Source organism: Streptomyces sp. NPDC001709, from assembly GCF_053596375.1.
Genome location: NZ_JBSFGB010000001.1, coordinates 402,749 through 422,205, shown reverse-complemented (window position 1 = coordinate 422,205; position 19,457 = coordinate 402,749). Strand labels below are relative to the sequence as shown.

The 19,457-nt window shown below is 70.9% G+C and carries 18 protein-coding genes and 1 tRNA gene; 7 read left to right on the top strand and 12 right to left on the bottom strand.

Translation table 11 applies throughout. From position 1 onward, the window contains the following. Nucleotides 1–94: 94 nt before the first annotated feature. From ACWC0C_RS02135 to ACWC0C_RS02125, 3 genes are read right to left on the bottom strand one after another with little or no spacing between them, the layout of a single operon-like run. Entirely contained in the window at nt 95–979 is an 885-nt protein-coding gene (locus ACWC0C_RS02135; protein ID WP_450860930.1) for an SDR family oxidoreductase, read from the bottom strand. Continuing rightward, nucleotides 976–1,917, bottom strand: coding sequence for an alpha/beta fold hydrolase (locus ACWC0C_RS02130; RefSeq protein WP_450860928.1), 942 nt, complete (start codon nt 1,915–1,917; stop codon nt 976–978). The genes ACWC0C_RS02135 and ACWC0C_RS02130 overlap by 4 nt, the downstream gene beginning before the upstream one ends. Further along, on the bottom strand, nt 1,914–3,506 hold the full coding sequence (locus tag ACWC0C_RS02125; protein ID WP_450860926.1) for a flavin-containing monooxygenase: 1,593 nt from the start codon (nt 3,504–3,506) through the stop codon (nt 1,914–1,916). The genes ACWC0C_RS02130 and ACWC0C_RS02125 overlap by 4 nt, the downstream gene beginning before the upstream one ends. Nucleotides 3,507–3,694: 188 nt before the next feature. Here ACWC0C_RS02125 and ACWC0C_RS02120 point away from each other — a divergent pair, with 188 nt between their 5' ends. Beyond that, nucleotides 3,695–4,315: a MerR family transcriptional regulator gene (locus ACWC0C_RS02120; protein ID WP_449197498.1), complete on the top strand. Its 621-nt coding sequence runs from the start codon at nt 3,695–3,697 to the stop codon at nt 4,313–4,315. Nucleotides 4,316–4,345: 30 nt separating this feature from the next. On the opposite strand, the gene ACWC0C_RS02115 is transcribed toward ACWC0C_RS02120, so the two are convergent. Further along, nucleotides 4,346–5,149 carry an exodeoxyribonuclease III gene (locus ACWC0C_RS02115; protein WP_449197347.1) on the bottom strand — a complete coding sequence of 268 codons (804 nt, stop codon included), beginning with the start codon at nt 5,147–5,149 and terminating at the stop codon, nt 4,346–4,348. Between the two features lie 83 nt (nt 5,150–5,232). Between ACWC0C_RS02115 and ACWC0C_RS02110 the strand changes: the two genes are divergently transcribed. Beyond that, nucleotides 5,233–5,709, top strand: coding sequence for a GNAT family N-acetyltransferase (locus tag ACWC0C_RS02110; protein ID WP_450860924.1), 477 nt, complete (start codon nt 5,233–5,235; stop codon nt 5,707–5,709). 117 nt (nt 5,710–5,826) lie between these two features. Beyond that, nucleotides 5,827–6,408 (top strand): hypothetical protein, encoded by a 582-nt coding sequence (locus tag ACWC0C_RS02105; protein ID WP_450860922.1) that lies wholly within the window; start codon nt 5,827–5,829, stop codon nt 6,406–6,408. Between the two features lie 65 nt (nt 6,409–6,473). Here the strand turns inward: ACWC0C_RS02105 and ACWC0C_RS02100 are convergent. The 7 genes from ACWC0C_RS02100 to galU all read right to left on the bottom strand — a co-directional run bounded on the left by ACWC0C_RS02100 (nt 6,474) and on the right by galU (nt 12,089). Continuing rightward, nucleotides 6,474–6,547: transfer RNA gene (locus ACWC0C_RS02100), tRNA-Ala, on the bottom strand. 93 nt (nt 6,548–6,640) lie between these two features. Further along, nucleotides 6,641–7,870, bottom strand: a complete 1,230-nt coding sequence (gene sepX / locus ACWC0C_RS02095; RefSeq protein WP_450860920.1) for a divisome protein SepX/GlpR — start codon at nt 7,868–7,870, stop codon at nt 6,641–6,643. Nucleotides 7,871–8,056: 186 nt separating this feature from the next. Beyond that, complete coding sequence (locus ACWC0C_RS02090) at nt 8,057–8,692, bottom strand: GNAT family N-acetyltransferase (RefSeq protein ID WP_450860918.1); 636 nt, start codon at nt 8,690–8,692, stop codon at nt 8,057–8,059. Between the two features lie 20 nt (nt 8,693–8,712). Then, nucleotides 8,713–9,213 carry a MogA/MoaB family molybdenum cofactor biosynthesis protein gene (locus ACWC0C_RS02085; protein WP_449197342.1) on the bottom strand — a complete coding sequence of 167 codons (501 nt, stop codon included), beginning with the start codon at nt 9,211–9,213 and terminating at the stop codon, nt 8,713–8,715. After that, complete coding sequence (gene moaC, locus ACWC0C_RS02080; protein WP_449197341.1) at nt 9,210–9,722, bottom strand: cyclic pyranopterin monophosphate synthase MoaC; 513 nt, start codon at nt 9,720–9,722, stop codon at nt 9,210–9,212. The genes ACWC0C_RS02085 and moaC overlap by 4 nt, the downstream gene beginning before the upstream one ends. A 136-nt stretch (nt 9,723–9,858) precedes the next feature. Beyond that, a complete protein-coding gene (gene glp / locus ACWC0C_RS02075; RefSeq protein WP_450860916.1) occupies nt 9,859–11,181 on the bottom strand; it encodes a molybdotransferase-like divisome protein Glp in 1,323 nt (440 codons plus the stop codon). After that, nucleotides 11,178–12,089 (bottom strand): UTP--glucose-1-phosphate uridylyltransferase GalU, encoded by a 912-nt coding sequence (galU, locus tag ACWC0C_RS02070; RefSeq protein ID WP_450860914.1) that lies wholly within the window; start codon nt 12,087–12,089, stop codon nt 11,178–11,180. The genes glp and galU overlap by 4 nt, the downstream gene beginning before the upstream one ends. A 94-nt stretch (nt 12,090–12,183) precedes the next feature. Between galU and ACWC0C_RS02065 the strand changes: the two genes are divergently transcribed. Then, nucleotides 12,184–12,804 (top strand): 5-formyltetrahydrofolate cyclo-ligase, encoded by a 621-nt coding sequence (locus tag ACWC0C_RS02065; RefSeq protein ID WP_450860912.1) that lies wholly within the window; start codon nt 12,184–12,186, stop codon nt 12,802–12,804. Nucleotides 12,805–12,876: 72 nt separating this feature from the next. Here the strand turns inward: ACWC0C_RS02065 and ACWC0C_RS02060 are convergent, their stop codons facing one another. Then, on the bottom strand, nt 12,877–15,711 hold the full coding sequence (locus tag ACWC0C_RS02060) for a penicillin acylase family protein (RefSeq protein WP_450860910.1): 2,835 nt from the start codon (nt 15,709–15,711) through the stop codon (nt 12,877–12,879). Between the two features lie 191 nt (nt 15,712–15,902). On the opposite strand from ACWC0C_RS02060, the gene ACWC0C_RS02055 reads away from it, so the two are divergent. The 3 genes from ACWC0C_RS02055 to ACWC0C_RS02045 all read left to right on the top strand — a co-directional run bounded on the left by ACWC0C_RS02055 (nt 15,903) and on the right by ACWC0C_RS02045 (nt 19,399). Continuing rightward, on the top strand, nt 15,903–17,429 hold the full coding sequence (locus tag ACWC0C_RS02055) for a potassium/proton antiporter (protein WP_449198792.1): 1,527 nt from the start codon (nt 15,903–15,905) through the stop codon (nt 17,427–17,429). Between the two features lie 289 nt (nt 17,430–17,718). Continuing rightward, a complete protein-coding gene (locus ACWC0C_RS02050) occupies nt 17,719–19,017 on the top strand; it encodes an MFS transporter (RefSeq protein ID WP_449198664.1) in 1,299 nt (432 codons plus the stop codon). Between the two features lie 67 nt (nt 19,018–19,084). After that, a complete protein-coding gene (locus ACWC0C_RS02045; protein ID WP_450860907.1) occupies nt 19,085–19,399 on the top strand; it encodes an FmdB family zinc ribbon protein in 315 nt (104 codons plus the stop codon). Nucleotides 19,400–19,457: the final 58 nt, after the last annotated feature.

Genomic DNA, 19,457 nt, shown 5'->3' with positions numbered 1-19,457 from the left:
AGTGAGGGTGGGGGTGGCCCCTCGGCGAGACCCCCGGCGGGGCTCGGTGGGGCCTCGACCAGATTCACACGGGCGACCACGCAGCGCATGTGGATCAGTCACGACGCGTAGCACGCTCCGCCTCGTCGGCCTCCCCACCTGCACCGACGAGCCCCGAGCGCATTCCCTGCAGCCGGGGCGCGAACCGCTTCATCTCGCGCTGCCCGACCGTCCCGATGAGCGCCGGCAGATACCCGCGCACGCCCTGCATACCGCGCAGCCACCACTGCCCGTACACATGCGCCGAGCGCCGCTCGATCCCGGCGACGAGCCGGTCCACCGCGGGCCCCAGCGGGTAGGTCTTGTTGGACGGCCACGGCAGCCGCTGCCGCAGCTCGCGCATGACGTCGTCCTGGTCGGCGCCGCGCACCATGTCGGTGTCGGTCCAGGACAGGTACGCGACGCCGACGCGCACGCCCTGGTAGCCGACCTCGGCGCGCAGACTGTGCGCGTACGCCTCCACGCCCGACTTGGACGCGCAGTACGCCGTCATCATCGGCGCCGGGGTGATCGCGGCGAGCGAGGCGATCTGGAGCAGATAGCCCCGGCTCTCCACCAGCACCGGCAGGAAGGCCCGCGCGGTCACGGCCGAACCGATCAGGTTCACCTCGATCACCCGCCGCCAGGCCTGCGGATCGGAGTCGGCGAACGGACCGCCCGTCGCCACACCGGCGTTGGCCACCACGATGTCGACCTTCCCGAACCGCGCCTTCACCTCCTGCGCGACGCGGCTCATCGTCTCGTGGTCGGTGACGTCGGCGTACCAGTACGCGCTCTCGCTGTGCAGGCGCGAGGAGACCTCCTTGAGCGCCTCCTCCTCCAGCCCGACCAGCGCGACCTTCGCGCCGCGCGCGGAGAGCTTGCGCGCCAGCAGCTCACCGACACCGCGCGCCGCGCCGGTGACGACCGCGACCTGCCCTTCGAGGCTGACCCTGCTCATGCGCCCTCCTTAATCTGTGCGCCTGTGGCCTGCTTGGTGGTGACGTAGCTGGTGACGAGTTCCCGGATCCGGCCGGTCACCACGTCGGGGGCCTCGATCGGGGTCATGTGGCCGACGCCGGTCAGCTCGGTGAGGCCGACGCACTGCGGCAGCGCGGCGACCAGCGCGCGGGCGTGCACGGGGGGTGTGAGCCGGTCGGACGCGCCGTGCACGATCGCGGTGGGCGCGTGCAACTCCCGTACACCGTGGTCGAGATCGAGCGCCTCTAGGACGCGGGCCCAGGCGTGGCGCGCGGCGCGCGGGCAGGCGTGCACGATCCGTGCGCACGCCTCCACCATGTGCGGGGCGGAACCGGCGCCCATGGTGGCGTACTTGAGGATGCTCTTCGCGACCGGCGTGACCGGTCCGAGCGGGGCGCGCGAACCGAGGATGCGCCCGGTGATCCAGGTGCGCACGCGCCCGGCGCCGAGCGGCACCACGCGCGCCTCCGCCACCAGCCGCGCGCTGCCGGTGCTGCACAGCAGGACGGCGGCGGCGTGCTCGCGGAAGCGGGGGCGCGTGGCCGCGGCCATGACCGTCATCCCGCCCATGGAATGGCCGACGACCAGCGCCTTCTCCCCGCGCGCGAGTGTCTGCGCAAGCACCGCTTCGAGGTCGTCCGCCAGCGCGTGGGTGGTGCACGCCGAGCTCGCGGGACTACGCCCGTGCCCCCTCTGGTCGTACGCGATCACACGGTGGTCGGCGGCCAGGTCCCGTATCTGCGCGGCCCAGAAGGCGGTCGAGCAGGTCCAGCCGTGGGAGAGGACGACGGTGGGCGCGTTCTCGGGGCCGTGCACCTCGACGTGCAGCCGTGCGCCGTCGGCGGAGACGACGGTGAGTTCATGGGAGGGGGTGGCCGGGGCGTACGGCCCGGAGGTCACGGAGGCGATCCTGCTCATACGGCACCCTCGCTCTGCTGGGCGGCGACCACCGTCTCCGGTACGGCCGTACCGGCCTTCCGCTCGGCCGTTGCGGCCGGCTTGCTGTCGGCCTTGCGGAGAACCTCGTACTCCCCGAGGTCCACCCGCCGGGTCGCGCGCCGGAACTCGGAGGTCGTACCGGGCCAGATGGTGGTGTTGCGGCCGCTCGCGTCGAGGTACCAGCTGGTGCAGCCGCCGGTGTTCCACACGGTGCGCTTCATGCGCTCCTGGACCTTGCGGTTCCAGTCCTCGACGGCCGCGGGCCGGGCATCGAGGGCCGTACGACCTCCCCCAGTGCCTTGAGGGCCTGGGGGGACCCCCAGGACGTCCAGTTGCCGCAGATAGTCGGCCATGTAGTTCAGCTGGGACTCGATCATGAGGATCATGGAGGAGTTCCCGAGGCCGGTGTTGGGCCCGATGATCGTCATCCAGTTCGGGAAGCCGGCGGCCGCGGCGCCGCGCAGTGCCTGCATGCCGTTCTTCCAGGACTCGGCGAGGGTGATGCCCTCCGCCCCGACCACCCGCTCGGCGATCGGCATGTCCGTGACGTGGAAGCCCGTACCGAAGATGATCGCGTCGACCTCGGCCTCGGTGCCGTCGGCGGCGACGACGGTCGACCCGCGGATCTCGCTGAGCCCACTGGCGACGACGTCCACATTCGGCTTGGTCAGCGCCGGGTAGTACGTGCTGGACAGCAGGATCCGCTTGCAGCCGATGCGGTAGTCGGGGGTGAGCTTGGCGCGCAGGGCCGGGTCCTTGACGGCGCGGGCCATGTTCCGCTTGGCGAGCTGTTCGACCAGGCCGAGTTCGTCGGGGTGCTTGGTGAACGCCTGGACCTGCAGCTCCCGGATGCCCCACAGCAGGCCGCGCCTGAGCTGGGTGGTGAAGGGAAGGGCGCGGTGCAGCCGGCGCTCGGCTGCGCTGATGGCGCGGTCGATACGGGGCATCACCCAGGGTGGAGTGCGCTGGAAGAGGGTGAGCCGGCCGACGCTCGGCTGGATGGACGGCACGATCTGGATGGCGGAGGCGCCGGTGCCGACCATGGCGACACGCTTGCCGCGCAGGTCGTAGTCGTGGTCCCAGCGGGCGGAGTGGAACACCTTGCCCGGGAAGGACGCGAGGCCCGGGATCTCGGGGATCTTCGGGTCGGACAGCGGCCCGGTGGCGGAGACGACGACGTCGGCGGTGAGCGTGCCGCGCGCGGTCTCGATCTCCCACCGCAGGTTCTCGGTGTCCCAGCTCATCAGCTTGACCTCGGAGTCGAAGCGGATGTGCGGGCGCAGGCCGAAGACGTCGGCGACGTGCTCCAGGTAGGCGCGGATGTGCTGCTGCCCGGAGAAGGTGCGCGGCCAGTCGGGGTTGGGCGCGAAGGAGAAGGAGTAGAGGTGGGAGGGCACGTCACAGGCGCACCCGGGGTAACTGTTGTCCCGCCAGGTGCCGCCGACGCCGTCCGCCCGCTCCAGGACGACGAAGTCGGTGATCCCTTCGCGGCGCAGCCGCACGGCGGCCCCCAGCCCGCCGAACCCGGACCCGATCACCGCCACCCGTACATGCTCGTGCTCGGCCATCCCGGAGCCTCCACGCATCACCTTGGACTCTGCCAGTGAACACTGGCGCAATGGGACTGTAGAGCAGCTCCGTACCGAGCGGTAGGGGGCGGAGAACGAAAGTTACCGGCGGTACAACATAGGCTGCGGACGTGGCAGAGGACGCAGAACACCCGGAGGTACGGCCGCGGGCGCGGCGCGAGTACCGCATGGAGGAGCTGGCGCGACTGGCCGGCATCACCGTGCGCACGCTGCGCTTCTACCGCGAGCGCAAGCTGATCCCGCCGCCCCGCCGCGAGGGCCGTATCGCCTGGTACGACGAGCACCACCTGGCCCGTCTGCGCACCATCGCCGCCCTGCTGGAGCGCGGCCACACGCTGAGCGGCATCGCGGAACTCGCGGAGGCCCTCGACCAGGGCCGGAACGTCGCCGATCTCCTCGGCGTCGGCACCCCCACCGAGGAGGAGCCGGTCCGCCTCACCCCCGAGGAACTCGCCGCCCGCTTCGAGGGCGAGGTCACCCCCGAGAACCTCGCCGCCGCCATGGAGTTGGGCTACCTCGGCACCGACGGCGACGAGATCGTCCACATCAGCCGCCGCCTGCTGGACGTGTCCTCCGCACTGGTCCGCGAGGGCATCCCGCTCGGCGAGGTCCTCACGGCCGCCGCCCGCGTCCGCGAACACGCCGACGCCCTGGCCGAACTCTTCACCGCCCTGATCCTGCGCCACGCCCCCGAGGAGGACCTACACCGCCTGCGCCCCCTGGCCCGCAGCGTGGTGGAGGCGGAACTGTCGCTGGCCCTGGACCGGCGGATCAGCAAGCGGGACTAGAGGCCGTACGGGGCCAGCGGTCGTACGGGCCTAGAGGTCGTAGACGACGGTCACCGGCGCGTGGTCGGACCAGCGCTCGGCGTGCGTGGCCGCGCGCTCGACGAAGCCCTTGACGGCCTTCCCGGCGAGACCGGGGGTGGCGACGTGATAGTCGATGCGCCACCCCGAATCGTTGTCAAAGGCCCGCCCCCGGTACGACCACCAGGTGTACGGCCCCTCGGCCTCGGGGTGCAGGGCGCGTACGACGTCGACGTACCCGCCCTCCTCGGCGGCGAACACCCGGCCGAGCCACTCCCGCTCCTCGGGCAGGAAGCCGGAGTTCTTGGTGTTGCCGCGCCAGTTCTTGAGGTCGGCCTGCTGGTGGGCGATGTTCCAGTCGCCGCACACGACCACCTCGCGGCCGTCGGCCGCGGCCCGCTCGCGCAGCGCCTTGAGGTGGGCGAGGAACTCGTCCATGAAGCGGACCTTCTCGTCCTGCCGCTCGGTGCCGACCTCGCCGGAGGGCAGATAGAGGGAGGCGACCGTGACGCCGGGCAGGTCGGCCTCGACATAGCGCCCGCTGCCGTCGAACTCGGCCGAACCGAAACCGACCCGGACGCGGTCGGGCTCGCGCCGCGTGTAGAGGGAGACGCCCGCGCGCCCCTTGGCGGCGGCCGGGGCGTGCACGACGTGCCAGCCGTCGGGCTGTCGGACCTCCTCGGGCAGCTGGTGCGGCTCGGCACGCACCTCCTGCAGGCAGACGACGTCCGCGGAGGTCTGCGCGAGCCACTCCACGAAGCCCTTCTTGGCGGCGGCTCGCAGCCCGTTCACGTTCACCGAGGTCACAGTCAGCACCAGGGCACGATACCGGCACACTGGTCGGAGCCCGACCACGGAAGCCCGACGATCACCGTCCGCATAGAAGTACGATGCCCAGCATGAATATACGCCGCGTTCGTTTCGATCACCCCGACGCCATGAAGCTCAACGACGAGGTCCAGGCCGAGTACGCCGAGCGCTACGGCGACGACGGCGACGCCACCGTCCTCGACACGGCGGACTTCGACCCGCCCCGCGGCGTCTACCTGATCGCATACGACGAGTTCGACCGCCCCGTGGCCACCGGCGGCTGGCGCAGCCAGGACCGTAACGAGGAGGGCAACGAGGACGGTGACGCCGAGCTGAAGCGCATGTTCGTCATCGCCGGGATGCGCGGCCGGGGCCTGGCCCGCCGCATCCTCACCGCCCTGGAGGAGGACGCCCGCGCGGCCGGCCGTGTCCGCATGGTCCTGGAGACCGGCACCAAGCAGCCTGAAGCCATCGCCCTGTACACCTCGTGCGGCTACGAGCCCTGCACCAAGTTCGGCTACTACCGCCACCACGAGGACAGCCGCTGCTTCGCGAAGCGGCTGTAGACACGATCAAGCCTGCCGCGCCGGCCAGGCGAGCGGCGAGGGGCGCGACCTTGACTTGAAATCACCTTTAGGTGAGCCTTACCTAAGTCGTGCCTGTGATGGTCCTAGGAGTCGTCTGTGTCCGTGCTGCCCTCGGAGTCGTCCGTGTCCCCCCAGGCGGCGCCCATCCAGCGGCTCGGGCTGTACGACACGTGGTGGACGGTCGCAGCCGCTGCACTCGCCGCCAGCCTGGGCCTGGTGGCCTGCGCCTGGATATCCCTGCACCTGCGCGTGGATGCCACCCTCCACACCGTGGCGCTTTTCGCCCATCTGGCCTCGCTCGTGCTCGGCTTCGGAGCCGTCCTGGCGGCCGATTACTACGCTCTCCTGTGCCTGACGGGCCGGTGCACCCTGCGCGACGCCCTGAACAGCGCAGGCCGCCTCCACGTCCCCATCTGGACCGGCCTTGCCGGCCTCGTGGCCAGCGGCGTCATGCTCCAGCCGGACCTTGGCTCCGCCCTCACCCGCGTCAAGTTGGGGCTGGTGCTCGTCCTCACCCTCAACGGCCTCCAAGCCGGGCTCCTGAACAAGCGCATGACGCAGCAGGGCACGGCCGCGATCGCCCCGCGCTTCCTCGCCTGGGGAGCCGCAACAGCGCTGGTTTCCCAGGTCTGTTGGTGGGGCGCCGTGGTCATCGGATTCCGCAACAGTCAGCGCTGAGGTCGGCTGCTGGACGACACGTCAAAGCCCCGGTCGGGAGATCCCTACCGGGGCTTTGAGCTGCGTGGACCTGAGGGGATTTGAACCCCTGGCCCCCTCGATGCGAACGAGGTGCGCTACCGGACTGCGCCACAGGCCCTTGCAACGAGTGAAACTCTAGCATCCCCATCGGGGTGCTTGGAAATCCGTTCCCTGACTGGTCAGAGGCGGGCTTCCAGCGGCGTGACGGCGGTCACTCGTTGGCCGCGCGGGGGCGGTCGCCGTCCTCGTACTGATCGAAGAGGGGCGTGCGTCCGCGCTCGCGCGCCCGGCGCGCGGAGGCCGGGGTCGCGGTCCCCCCACGCGTGCGAGTCCGAGCGCGGGGAAGCGCGTCGCCGCGGCCGTCCCCCGGCTTGTCCCCGGACGCGGGCGCCTGCTTGTCCGACTCGGCCTCCGCCGCGCGGCCCGCCTGGTGTTCCGGCGCAACGGAGCTGGAGCGCGCCGAACTCCATGTGTCGGGCGCCCCCAGATCCACTTCGGACGTGGCGCGCGGCGCGACGGGCGCGGTCACATAGGTCGGCAGGGGCACCGGCACCGGGTCCCAGCTGTCACCGCCGGGCCGCCGCTGCCGCTCGCGCTGCTGGTCGACCCACTCGGCGTGGTCGGTCTGCTCGACGAGCGCACGCCGGTCCGCGGCGAGCGCGGAGAGTCCGGTGTCCGTCCCGGTCGCCGGGGCCTCCTCCGGTTCGTCGGCGGCGGAGCCCGGGTCGAGGGGCGCACGCCGGCGCGGCTGGCGCTCCCGCAGCCGCTGGGCGGCGGCCTCGGCGCGCCGGCGGTCCATCTGGTAGGCGAAACGACGGCGCTCCTGAGAGCGCAGGTACGCGATGTACGCGCTGAGCAGCACGGCCGGTACGGCGGGCACCCACAGGAAGGCGAGCCCGCCGACAGCGGCGACGATCGCGCCGAGCGTGAAGGCGAAGAAGAGCATCACGGTGGTGCGCCTGCGGCGCGCGAGGACCTTCGAGCGCCGGGCGCGCGCTGCGGACGCCTCCGCCGAGGAGGTCCGCCGCGCGGCCGGCACGTGCTTGCGCGCGGGCGTGGAGCCGGATGGGGGTGCGGACTTGGGCACCGGAGCGGCGGCCTGTTCGCGCGCCGGTTCCGCCCTCCCGGGCGCCTCGACCCCGGCGTCGGCGTGGACCTGACGACGGGTCGGAGGCATGGCGAAGGCCCGGACGTCCACCGAGTCGGTGACGGCATCCGGATCACTGGCGTCCGGCTCCCCCTCCTGGGCGGAGCGCGACCGCAGGTCCTTGGCGTACCGGCGCTCCATTCCCGCCCGTCCGGACAGCAGCCGGATGGCGGTGCTGAAGCGTTCCGTCGGACGAGCCTCGTTCAGCTCGTCCTGCCTACGGAGCCACATCGGCACCAAGTAGGCGGCCCAGGCCCCGACAATGACTGCGTAGATGAGGCCGCTGCTGCTCACGTCTCACACCGTAGAGGGGTTTACGCGAGGCCATCCGCCAATTGGACCGGTGTGTCGCACGATCTGGCTGATATTTCCAGCATTTTTTGCGACCGATGCGATCAGCGAACCCCCGCAGGCGCGAATTCAATGCCCTGAGACGGTCAGCACCCGATCGATTTCGAACATGTATTCAATTTTCGGAGGCTAGCCGGGATTCCCCGGCGTGTTCTGCGGATTGCGCGCACGCTCGCCCTGGGAGCTTGCCCGCTTCCACCGCGCGAGCAACCCGTCGGGCACCTCTTCCGCGGTGAGCGCGAACACCAGGTGGTCGCGCCAGGCGCCGTCGATGTGCAGATAACGCGGCCGGAGCCCCTCCTCACGGAATCCGAGTTTCTCCACCACCCGCCGGCTGGGCCGGTTCTCGGGGCGGATGCAGACCTCGATGCGGTGCAGCCCGACGCCGCGGAAACAGTGGTCCACCACGAGGGCGACGGCCGTCGGCATCACCCCGCGCCCGGCCACCGCCTCGTCCACCCAGTAGCCGATGTGCCCCGAGCACATCGACCCCCAGGTGATCCCGGCGACCGTCAACTGCCCGACGAGCCGCCCCTGGTACTCGATGACGAACGGCAGCATCCGGCCCGAGTTGGCCTCGGAGCGCAGGTGCCGGACCATCTGGCGGTAGGTCGGCCGGTGCGCGATCGGTCCGCTCGGCGTGGGCGGCGGAATCGTCGCCTCCCAGGGGCGCAGCCAGTCCCGGTTGCGCCGGTTCACCTCGCGCCAGGCCCGCTGGTCGCGCAGCCTTATCGGCCGGAGGACGAGCTCGCCGTCCGCCAGCACGACAGGCCAGGAAGGGCTGTTCAGCTCGCACCCCCGCTACTGGGTCTGGGGTGGTCGCCGCCGCGGATCTGGTCGACGGCATGGACCAGCAGGGACTCCAGCACGGCGAGACCGTCCTTCACCCCGCCCGCGGAGCCCGGCAGATTGACGATCAGGGTCCGCCCCGCCACTCCGGCCAGGCCTCGCGAGAGCGCCGCCGTCGCCACCTTCTCCCGCCCGAACGCCCGGATCGCCTCCGCGATGCCCGGTACCTCGCGGTCGATCACCGCACGGGTCGCCTCGGGCGTGCGGTCGGTGGGCGAGATACCCGTGCCGCCGGTGGTGACGATGACGTCGTACCCGGCGTCGGCTCCCGCCCGCAGCGCCGCCTCCACGGGGTCCCCGTCCGGGACGACCCGGGGGCCGTCGACGTCGAAACCGAAGCCCTTCAGGCCGTCGGCGATCAAGGGGCCGCCCTTGTCCTCGTAGACGCCCGCGGCAGCCCGGTTCGAGGCGGTGACCACCAGAGCACGGTAGGTCATGACCGGCTCCAGTCGCCCGACTTGCCGCCCGTCTTCTCCTCCACCCGTACGTCCGTGATGACCGCTCCCTTGTCGACCGCCTTGACCATGTCGATCACGGTGAGCGCGGCGACCGTCACGGCGGTGAGGGCCTCCATCTCGACGCCCGTACGGTCCGTCGTCCGCACGGTGGCCTGGATCTCCACGGCGTCGTCCGCGACCGACAGATCCAGTGTCACACCGGACACCGACAACGGGTGGCACAGCGGGATCAGGTCCGGGGTGCGCTTGGCGCCCATGATGCCGGCGATACGCGCGGTGGCCAGGGCGTCCCCCTTGGGCACGCCTTCGCCGCGCAGCAGCTCGACCACGCGGGGTGAGACGAGGACACGGCCGCTGGCACGGGCGGTGCGCGCGGTCACGTCCTTCCCGGACACGTCGACCATGCGGGCCGCGCCCGCCTCGTCGATGTGCGTCAGTCCGTCCTGCACAGGCGGTCCGGGGGTCTCCCCCCGGAAAGACTCAGTCATGCTGTGTGCCACTCCCGGTCCGGGCCCGTCGTTGTGCGGTGCACGGGCCTGTTGTGCGCGACACGGTACCGCCATGTCCGCTCACCCACCGGTCCAGGACCCCCGTGGGCGCACCGCACGCCCACGCGCGCGTGCCTCAGCCGAGCAGCACGACCTCCACCTCGGCGCCGGGCTCGACGGACTCCACGTCCTCGGGGACGACGATCAGCGCGTCGGCGTGCGCCAGCGCCGCGACCAGGTGCGAGCCGGCACCGCCCACGGGGGCCACCTCGCCCTCGCCGTACACACCGCGCAGGAACTGCCGGCGCCCCTTGGGCGAGCGCAGCGCCTCGTCCGCCCGCAGAGTGGCCCGGACGCGGGGCCGGTGCAGGTCCGGGAGGCCCATCAGGGCGCGGATGGCCGGACGGACGAACAACTCGAAGGAGACGTACGACGACACCGGGTTGCCCGGCAGAGCCAGCAGCGGTGTGTGGTCGGGGCCGATGGTGCCGAAGCCCTGGGGCTTGCCGGGCTGCATGGCGAGCTTGCGGAACTCCACTCCGCCGCCCGCCTCGTCCTCGTCGCCGACGTGCGACAGCGCCTCCTTGACGACGTCGTACGCCCCGACGCTCACCCCGCCCGTGGTGACCATCAGGTCGGCGCGGACGAGCTGGTCCTCGATGGTGGAGCGGAGGGTCTCGGCGTCGTCGGCGACGGCGCCCACCCGGTAGGCGATGGCGCCGGCGTCGCGCGCGGCGGCGGTGAGGGCGAAGCTGTTGGAGTCGTAGATCTGGCCGCCGGCCAGCTGCTCGCCGGGCTGGACGAGTTCGCTGCCGGTGGACAGGACGACCACGCGCGGGCGCGGGCGCACCCGTACCGTGCCGCGGCCGATCGCCGCCAGCAGCGCGATCTGCGGCGGGCCGAGGATCGTCCCGGCCTCCAGGGCGCGGTCGCCCGCCTTCACATCGCTGCCCTTCGCGCGCACGTGCGCGCGTGCCTCGGCGGGGCGGTGCACGCGCACCTGCCCCGCGGCGCCCTCGGGGGCCAGGCTGCGCGCCCGCATGCCGCTCACCGGGCCCTCGCCGAGTCCGCCGTCGGTCCACTCGACGGGGACGACGGCCTCGGCGCCGGGCGGCAGCGGGGCGCCGGTCATGATGCGGGCGGCCTGGCCGGGGCCGACCCGGACCAGGTCGGCCGCGCCCGCCGCGACGTCCCCGACGACCTCCAGGACGGCCGGGAACTCCTCAGTGGCGCCCGCGACGTCCGCGACCCGCACCGCGTACCCGTCCATGGAGCTGTTGTCGAACGGTGGCAGGGACACCGGCACCGTGACGTCGTCGACCAGGACACAGCCCTGGGCGTCGAGGAGTTGCAGCTCGATGGGTTCGAGGGGGTGGACGGTCGAGAGGATGTCCTCCAGGTGCTCGTCCACCGACCACAGGTGATCCGGGCCGGCGGGGTGGGTCGCGGCGCTGCTCAAGATTGCTGCATCTCCTCGGCTACGTAACTGCGAAGCCAGGTCCGGAAGTCCGGGCCCAGGTCTTCACGTTCGCACGCGAGTCTGACAATGGCACGCAGATAGTCGCCACGGTCGCCGGTGTCATAGCGGCGGCCCTGGAAGACGACGCCGTGCACCGGCCCGCCGGCCTTCTCGTCCGCCGCGAGCTGCTGCAGGGCGTCGGTGAGCTGGATCTCGCCACCCCGGCCCGGCTCGGTCTTGCGCAGTATGTCGAAGATCCGCGGGTCGAGGACGTACCGCCCGATGACCGCGTAGGCCGACGGCGCGTCCGCCGGATCCGGCTTCTCGACCAGTCCGGTCACCCGTACCACGTCACCCGCGTCGGTGCCCTCCACGGCCGCGCAGCCGTAGAGGTGGATCTGCTCGGGCGCGACCTCCATGAGGGCGATCACGCTGCCGCCGTGCTGCTCCTGGACCTCGATCATGCGCTTCAGGAGCGGATCACGCGGGTCGATCAGGTCGTCGCCCAGCAGCACCGCGAACGGCTCGTGGCCCACGTGCGGGGCCGCGCACAGCACGGCGTGACCAAGGCCCCTGGGGTCGCCCTGGCGCACGTAGTGCATGGTCGCCAGGTCGCTGGACTCCCGCACCTTCGCGAGCCGTTCGGCGTCGCGCTTCTTCTCGAGCGCCGACTCCAGCTCGTAATTGCGGTCGAAATGGTCCTCGAGAGGACGCTTGTTGCGCCCGGTGATCATGAGGACGTCGTCGAGCCCCGCCGACACGGCCTCCTCGACCACGTACTGGATCGCCGGCTTGTCGACAACCGGCAGCATCTCCTTGGGAGTGGCCTTCGTGGCCGGCAGGAACCGGGTGCCGAGGCCCGCCGCCGGAATGACAGCCTTGCTGATCCTGGGGTGCGACTGAGTCATGCCCGCAACCTTATCCGGTGCCTTTGTGGAGAAACTGTGGCTCCGGTTGGTTGACCCTTTATGACTGCATTCAAGAAGGGTGCGAGAACGACCCGTGGAACACGACGGACGCGCGAGCGAGCCTGACAAGCGAACGTTGCGGCGAGAGCTCCTCTCGGCGAGGAACAGGTTGACGGACGATGACGTCGACGAGACGGGCCGCGCGCTGGCGCAGCGCGCGCTGGAACTGCCTGAGCTGGCGGGTGCGCGCACGGTGGCGGCGTACGTCTCCGTCGGGAGCGAGCCGGGCACGCTCGCGCTGCTGGACGCGCTGCGCGCGCGGGGCGTGCGGGTCCTGCTCCCCGCGCTCCTGCCCGACAACGACCTGGACTGGGGCGAGTACGCCGGCCCGGACTCCCTCGCGCGGATCCAACACGGCGGGAAAATGGCGCTTTTCGAGCCCTCCGGCGCGCGCCTTGGCCCGGACGCCGTGACGGCCGCGGACGTCGTTCTGCTGCCCGGGCTCGCGGTCGACGCGCACGGAATGCGCCTGGGGCGCGGCGGAGGGTCGTACGACCGCGTCCTGGCCCGCCTGGAGCGCGCGGGCGCCCGCCCCCGGCTCGTGGTGCTGCTGTACGACACGGAGGTCGTCGCGCGCGTCCCCGCGGAGGCGCACGACAAGCCGGTGCACGCGGTGGTGACGCCCTCCGGCGTGCGCCGCTTCCCGGGCGCCTGACGGGACACGCCCGTACGCGAAACGGCCCTCCACGCGTGCGCGTGGAGGGCCGTTTTCCGTGCCGTCAGCCGGTCAGGGCTTGAGGACCAGTGTGTCGCTCGTGCTGCCGTCGACCGCCTTGGCCGAGAACGACCAGGGCAGCAGCTCGCCCTTGGCCCACAGGTCCGTCTGGTCCGTGTAGTGCGCGCTGAAGGCATGCCCGGAGGCGCCGGTCAGGTTGATCCACCTGGACTTGTCGAAATCGGCGAGGTTGACGACCATCCGCATGGACGGCACCCAGACGATGTTGTAGCCACCGGCGGCGTTCCAGCCCGTCGCGTTCACCGTGGCCTCGCCGCCGCTGAGCCTCCACGGGCCGCGGTTGAGGATGTATTGCAGGGCCTTGGGGCCATCGGTGCCGAGCGTCTGGTTCTTCAGGAACAGGCGGTGCAGCCGGCCCCAGCTCCAGGTGTCGATGTCCTTGCCGAGCTTGGCGGTCAGCTCCCAGCGGGCGTCGATCATGGCGCGGGCGAAGAGCTGGTCCATGTTGTTCGCCGCGGGACGGGTGCCCGACTTGGGCGTCTTCCACCAGTCGCTGTCCGGCTTGTCCATCAGGGTGCGCACGACCTCGAACCAGCGGTCGCCGCCGTCCGGCTGTGCCTGGTCGGCATCGCGCTGGCCGCACTCGCGCACCTTGGCGTCGTCGTCGACCGGGCCGGTGCTGTCGATCTTGTCGACCCACAGGCACTGTCCGTCGACGCGCAGTTCCTTGGGGAGCTTGTTGCCGAAGGCGAGCTTGAGGATGTTGCGCCAGACGGAGTTGAAGTAGGCGGCCGCCGCGGAGTCGGATTCCTGGGTGTAGTCCCAGCCCTCCAGCAGCTTCTGCGCCTCGCGCACGTTCTTGTCGCCGAGGTTGATCTTCAGCAGCTTCGGCACCAGGAGCTTGGCGATCTCGCTGCTGTTGTCCAGCTGCATCTGCCGCATGTCCTCGGTGGAGATCTTGCCGTCGTCCTTGATCTTGGACTCGATCAGGTCGGTGATGCGCTGGCTGCGCGTGCCGTAGCCCCAGTCGGTGGTGAGCGTGTACGGGTACTTGCTCTTGTCGACCACGGCCTGGTTGGCGGTGACGATGTAGCCGCGCTCGGGATCGAACTCGTAGGGCAGCTCGTCCTGCTTGATGAAGCCGGTCCAGCGGTACTTCGAGTTCCAGCCCGGCGCCGGGATGGAGCCGTCGTCCACCGAGGAGCGCGTGGGGATCTTGCCGGGCAGGGTGTAGCCGATGTGGCCGTCGGTGTCGGCGTAGACCAGGTTCTGCGAGGGCACGTCGAACAGGGCCGCCGCCTTGCGGAAGTCGCTCCAGTTCGCCGCCTTGTCGAGGGCGAAGATGGCGTCCATGGAGGTGCCCGGATCCAGCGCGGTCCACCTCAGGGCGATGCCGTAGCCGTCACCGCGGTCGGGTGCGGCGGTGTTGACCGTGGCCCGCTTGCCGACCTGGACGAGTTCGTCGTCGCGGTCGGACAGCAGCGGCATCCCGTCCTGGGTCTGGCGCACGACGATCGTCTTGGACGCGCCGCCGGCGACCTTGATGGTCTCCTCGCGGGTCTTGAAGGGCCGGATCTTGCCGTCGTACAGGTAGCCGTTCGCGGTCACCTTCTCCAGGTAGAGGTCGGTGACGTCGACGCCGGAGTTGGTCATGCCCCAGGCGATGTTCGCGTTGTGGCCGATGATCACACCGGGCATGCCGGCAAAGGTGTAGCCGGTCACGTCGTACTGGCACGTGCTGGAGACGCTGCGGCAGTGCAGGCCCATCTGGTACCAGACCGACGGCAGCGACGCCGACAGGTGCGGGTCGTTGGCGAGCAGCGGCTTCTTGTTGACGGTGTACTTCCCGGACACCACCCAGGAGTTGGAGCCGATGCCCTGGCCGTTCACGCCGACGGCGGTCGGGACGTTGTCCAGGACCTTGTAGAGGCCCCCCAGCTGGCTTGTGAGCGACGATCCCGTCGCGCCCGAGGTGGCGGTGCCGCTCGAGCCCTTCGTGCCCCCAGAGGCGCCCGTGGCGCCCCCGGTCGTTCCGGACGTACCCGCCGTGCCCGTCGCGCCCGTCGTGCCCGTGCTCTGAGAGCTGCCGGTGCCGCCGCTCTGCCGGAAGGACTTGGTCAGCGCGCTGTACTGGCCTTCCTGCACTATCGGCTTGTTACGGCTGTACGGGTACTCCGGGTACAGGTCCGCGATCTGCTGCGGGCCGAGCCGGCTGGTCATCAGGGCGCGGTCGATCTCGTCCTGCATGTTGCCGCGCAGGTCCCAGGCCATCGCCTTCAGCCAGGAGACGGAGTCGACCGGGGTCCACTTCTGCGGCATGTAGTCGTTGGTGAAGCCCAGCGCGACGTATTCCAGGGAGATGTCCTTGCCGTCCTTGCCCTGGAGGTAGGCGTTGACTCCCTTGGCGTAGGCCTGCAGGTACTTCTTCGTGGCGGCCGACAGCTTGGTGTCGTACTCCCGCTGCGCGATCCGGTCCCAGCCGAGGGTGCGCAGGAACTCGTCGTTCTTGGCCTGGCTCTTGCCGAACATCTCCGACAGGCGCCCGGAGGTCATGTGCCGGCGCACGTCCATCTCCCAGAACCGGTCCTGCGCCTGCACGTAGCCCTGCGCCATGAACAGGTCCTCGTCGGAGGACGCGTAGATCTGCGGGATGCCGTTGCCGTCCCGCTTGACGTCGACCGGCCCCGACAGGCCTTGGAGCGTGATCGTGCCCTTGGTCTGCGGGAAGGAGGCGCGGACCGTACTGATCGACCAGTACGCCCCGTAGGCGATGCCGCCGATGATGGCCAGTACGAGCACCAGCACGATCAGTCGGGCTTTGCGCCCCTTCTTCCTGCCGGACTTGGCGGGTTTGTCACCCGTTGTGGCGGTGGTATTGGGGGGCATCGCTGTCCTTGCTGTCCTAACGCGAGCGGCAGGTCGGGCTGTGACTTTGAATGAGCGCTGGAGCAACCATAGGCGCAGGGCCTTGTGCCGCTTGACGCGGAGTCGGCAACCAGCGCGCACGAGCGTTCGATCTTGCCTCGACAAGCGTCAAGAAAGCGTCAAGACTTAGGTAAGCTAACGAAGTAGCCGCGATTCCAGGGGAGGCACCACCGCTGACTGTTCACCACCTCAACCAGCTCCTGCTCGTCTGCTCCCTGGTCCTGCTCGTCGCCGTCGCGGCCGTGCGGGTCTCCTCCCGCAGCGGGCTCCCCAGCCTGCTCGTCTACCTGGGGATCGGCGTCCTCATGGGCCAGGACGGGGTCGGGGAAATCCACTTCAACAGCGCCGCGGCGACCCAGGTCATGGGATACGCGGCCCTGGTCGTGATCCTCGCCGAGGGCGGTCTCGGCACGAAGTGGAAGGAGGTCAGGCCGGTCCTGTCGTCCGCCTCGGTCCTGGCGACCGCGGGAGTGGCCGTCAGCGTGGGCGTCACCGCGGCGGGCGCGCACTATCTGGTCGGGCTGGAGTGGCGGCAGGCGCTCATCATCGGCGCGGTGGTGTCGTCGACGGACGCGGCGGCGGTCTTCTCGGTGCTGCGCAGAGTTCCTCTGCCCGCGCGCGTGACGGGCACGCTGGAGGCGGAGTCCGGCTTCAACGACGCCCCCGTGGTCATCCTGGTCGTGGCCTTCTGCGCGGCCGGCCCCGTCGAGCACTGGTACGTCCTGCTGGGCAAGATAGTCCTGGAGCTGGCCATCGGCGCGGCCATAGGGCTCGCGGTGGGCTGGTTCGGCTCCTGGGGGCTCAAGCACGTGGCCCTGCCGGCGTCCGGCCTCTACCCGATCGCGGTGATGGCGATCGCGGTGACGGCGTACGCCGCCGGCGCCCTGGCACACGGCAGCGGCTTCCTGGCCGTCTACCTGGCCTCGATGGTGCTCGGCAACGCCAAGCTCCCGCACTGGCCGGCCACGCGCGGCTTCGCCGAGGGGCTCGGCTGGATCGCCCAGATCGGCATGTTCGTCCTGCTCGGCCTGCTGGTCACCCCGCACGAGCTGGGCGACGACGTCTGGCCCGCCCTGGTCATCGGGCTGATCCTGACCATGGTGGCCCGCCCGCTGAGCGTGGTGCTCAGCCTGGCTCCGTTCCGCGTGCCGTGGCAGGAGCAGACCCTGATGTCGTGGGCGGGGCTGCGCGGCGCCGTGCCCATCATCCTGGCCACCATCCCGATGGTGAACGGCGTCACCGGCAGCCGCCGCATCTTCAACATCGTCTTCGTGCTGGTCGTGGTCTACACCCTCGTCCAGGGGCCGACCCTGCCCTGGCTGGCGCGCAAGCTGCGCCTGGGCGAGGAGGGCGAGGCCTCCGACCTCGGCATCGAGTCGGCACCCCTGGAGCGGCTGCGCGGGCACCTGCTGTCCGTCTCGATCCCCGAGGGCTCCCGGATGCACGGCGTCGAGGTCAACGAGCTGCGACTGCCGCCCGGGGCCGCCGTCACCCTCGTCGTACGCGAAGGAAAATCGTTCGTTCCCCTGCCCACGACCGTGCTGCGCCGGGGCGACGAACTGCTCGTCGTCGCCACCGACCCCGTGCGCGACGCGGCGGAGCGACGCCTGCGCGCGGTCGCCCACGGCGGCAAGCTGGCGGGCTGGCTGGGCGCGAACGGGGCACGCAGCTCGCGTTGAGGCTCGCGTTAAGGGAGCGTTGCGTACGGCTCACGCCTCATGAAATCCCAGGTGACCCAGCCGCATGGTGCTCGTTTTCACAGCCACGGGAGCCGATGATCCCTGTAGCATGAAGGCGCACCCTGATCGAACCAACTCTGCCTGACGCAGAGCTGGCGCGACCGTATGGCGGCCGGGTCCCCCCACCCGCAGTGGGCGCCGGTATCTACCGCAGTCCGCGCAAGAGGACAGCTCTCGGCGCCCGGGCCACACCAGGCCCGCGCTACCAGGCGGCAGAAAGGCATGGGCCGTGGGATCCACGGTCACCATCACCGAACCGGAGAAGACCTCGCCGGCCTCGTCCCACCCGGGATACGGACAGCTGCTGCGCACCCGCGGCGCCTGGACCTTCCTGCTCCCCGGTTTCGCGGCGCGTCAGCCGTTCGCGATGCTCACCCTCTCCATCGTGCTGCTGGTGCAGCACACCACCGGCTCCTACGGCGCCGCCGGCGCCGTCGCGGCCGCCACCGGTGTCTCCATGGCACTGTTCGCGCCGTACAGCGGTCGCCTCGCGGACCGCTACGGCCAGCGCGCCGTGCTGGTCCCCGGCGTTCTGGTGCACACGCTGGCGGGCCTGTCGCTGACGGCTCTCGCGCTGGCGCACGCCCCCCTGTGGGCGCTGTTCCTGGCGGCCGTCCCGACCGGCGCGTCCGTGCCTCAGGTCGGCCCCATGGTGCGTGCGCGCTGGGGCGTGAAGCTGCAGGGCTCGCCCCTGATGACCACCGCTGCAGCGTTCGAGTCGGTCACGGACGAGCTCACCTTCGTCTTCGGTCCGCTGCTGGCGACGGCGCTGTGCACCGGCGTGACGCCGGCGGCGGGCCTGGTCACGGAGGGCGCGCTCACCCTCGTCGGCGGTCTGCTCTTCGCCGCGCAGAAGGGCACGCAGCCGCCGGTGAGCGGTGACAGCGGGCACGCGCGCGTGCAGCACGCCTCCGCACTGCGCGTGCCCGGCGTGCGCGTGCTGGTCGTGACCTTCCTGGGCATCGGTTCCGTCTTCGGCGGCATGCAGGTGTCGCTGGCGGCGTTCACCGAGTCGATCGGCGAGCCCGGCCTGAACGGCGTCCTGTACGGCGTCTTCGCCGCCGGAAACATGCTGTCCGGCATCGTCTGCGGCGCGATCGCCTGGAAGACCGCCCCCCAGCACCGCCTGGTCGTCGGCTACGCGGCGCTCGCGATCGTCGCGTCCGCCCTGTGGACGGCGCACTCGGTGCTGCTGCTCGCCGGCCTCGGCCTGCTGGTCGGCATGTGCATCGCACCGGCGCTGATCACGGGCTACACGCTGGTCGAGGGCCTGGTCCCGGCCGGTGCCCGCACGGAGGCCTTCACCTGGCTGACCGGCGCGGTCGCGCTCGGGCAGGCGGCCGCCGTCACCGTCGCCGGGCAGCTCGAGGACCGGCTGTGGGACGGCGCGGGATTCCTGGTGCCGATGGCCGGCACCGTGCTCGCGCTGGTGACCCTGCTGACGCTGCGATCGCGGCTGGTCGCCCGGCAGCAGAACCGCACCGTCGCACGTGGCGTCGGTCACCGCGTGCCGGTGACGGTGGACTGATCCCCGGGAATACGTCACTATGGATCGTCGTTAGCACTCATCGAGTGAGAGTGCCAGGAGGAAGACAGTGCCGACCTACCAGTACCAGTGCACCGAGTGCGGCGAGGGCCTTGAGGCGGTGCAGAAGTTCACCGATGACGCCCTGACCGAGTGCCCCAACTGCGGTGGCCGCCTGAAGAAGGTGTTCTCCGCGGTCGGCATCGTCTTCAAGGGCTCCGGCTTCTACCGCAACGACTCCCGCGGCTCCACGTCGAGCAGCAGCCCGGCGTCGAAGTCGTCGAGCACGTCCTCGGCCGGTTCCTCGTCGTCCGAATCCAAGTCCTCCTCGGCGTCGTCGAGCTCCACCGGGTCGTCGAGCTCCGCCAGCAGCTCCGCGGCCTGACCTCTCTTTCCCTGACCCTGTCGTCGTACGACGACAGGGTCTTCGGCGCTCGCGGGCA

Coding starts and splice junctions, on each gene's coding strand:
- ACWC0C_RS02135 (WP_450860930.1), bottom strand. CDS start 979: ATGAGCAGGGTCAGCCTCGAAGGGCAGGTCGCGGTCGTCACCGGCGCG.
- ACWC0C_RS02130 (WP_450860928.1), bottom strand. CDS start 1,917: ATGAGCAGGATCGCCTCCGTGACCTCCGGGCCGTACGCCCCGGCCACC.
- ACWC0C_RS02125 (WP_450860926.1), bottom strand. CDS start 3,506: ATGGCCGAGCACGAGCATGTACGGGTGGCGGTGATCGGGTCCGGGTTC.
- ACWC0C_RS02120 (WP_449197498.1), top strand. CDS start 3,695: ATGGAGGAGCTGGCGCGACTGGCCGGCATCACCGTGCGCACGCTGCGC.
- ACWC0C_RS02110 (WP_450860924.1), top strand. CDS start 5,233: ATGAATATACGCCGCGTTCGTTTCGATCACCCCGACGCCATGAAGCTC.
- ACWC0C_RS02085 (WP_449197342.1), bottom strand. CDS start 9,213: ATGACCTACCGTGCTCTGGTGGTCACCGCCTCGAACCGGGCTGCCGCG.
- moaC (WP_449197341.1), bottom strand. CDS start 9,722: ATGACTGAGTCTTTCCGGGGGGAGACCCCCGGACCGCCTGTGCAGGAC.
- galU (WP_450860914.1), bottom strand. CDS start 12,089: ATGACTCAGTCGCACCCCAGGATCAGCAAGGCTGTCATTCCGGCGGCG.
- ACWC0C_RS02060 (WP_450860910.1), bottom strand. CDS start 15,711: ATGCCCCCCAATACCACCGCCACAACGGGTGACAAACCCGCCAAGTCC.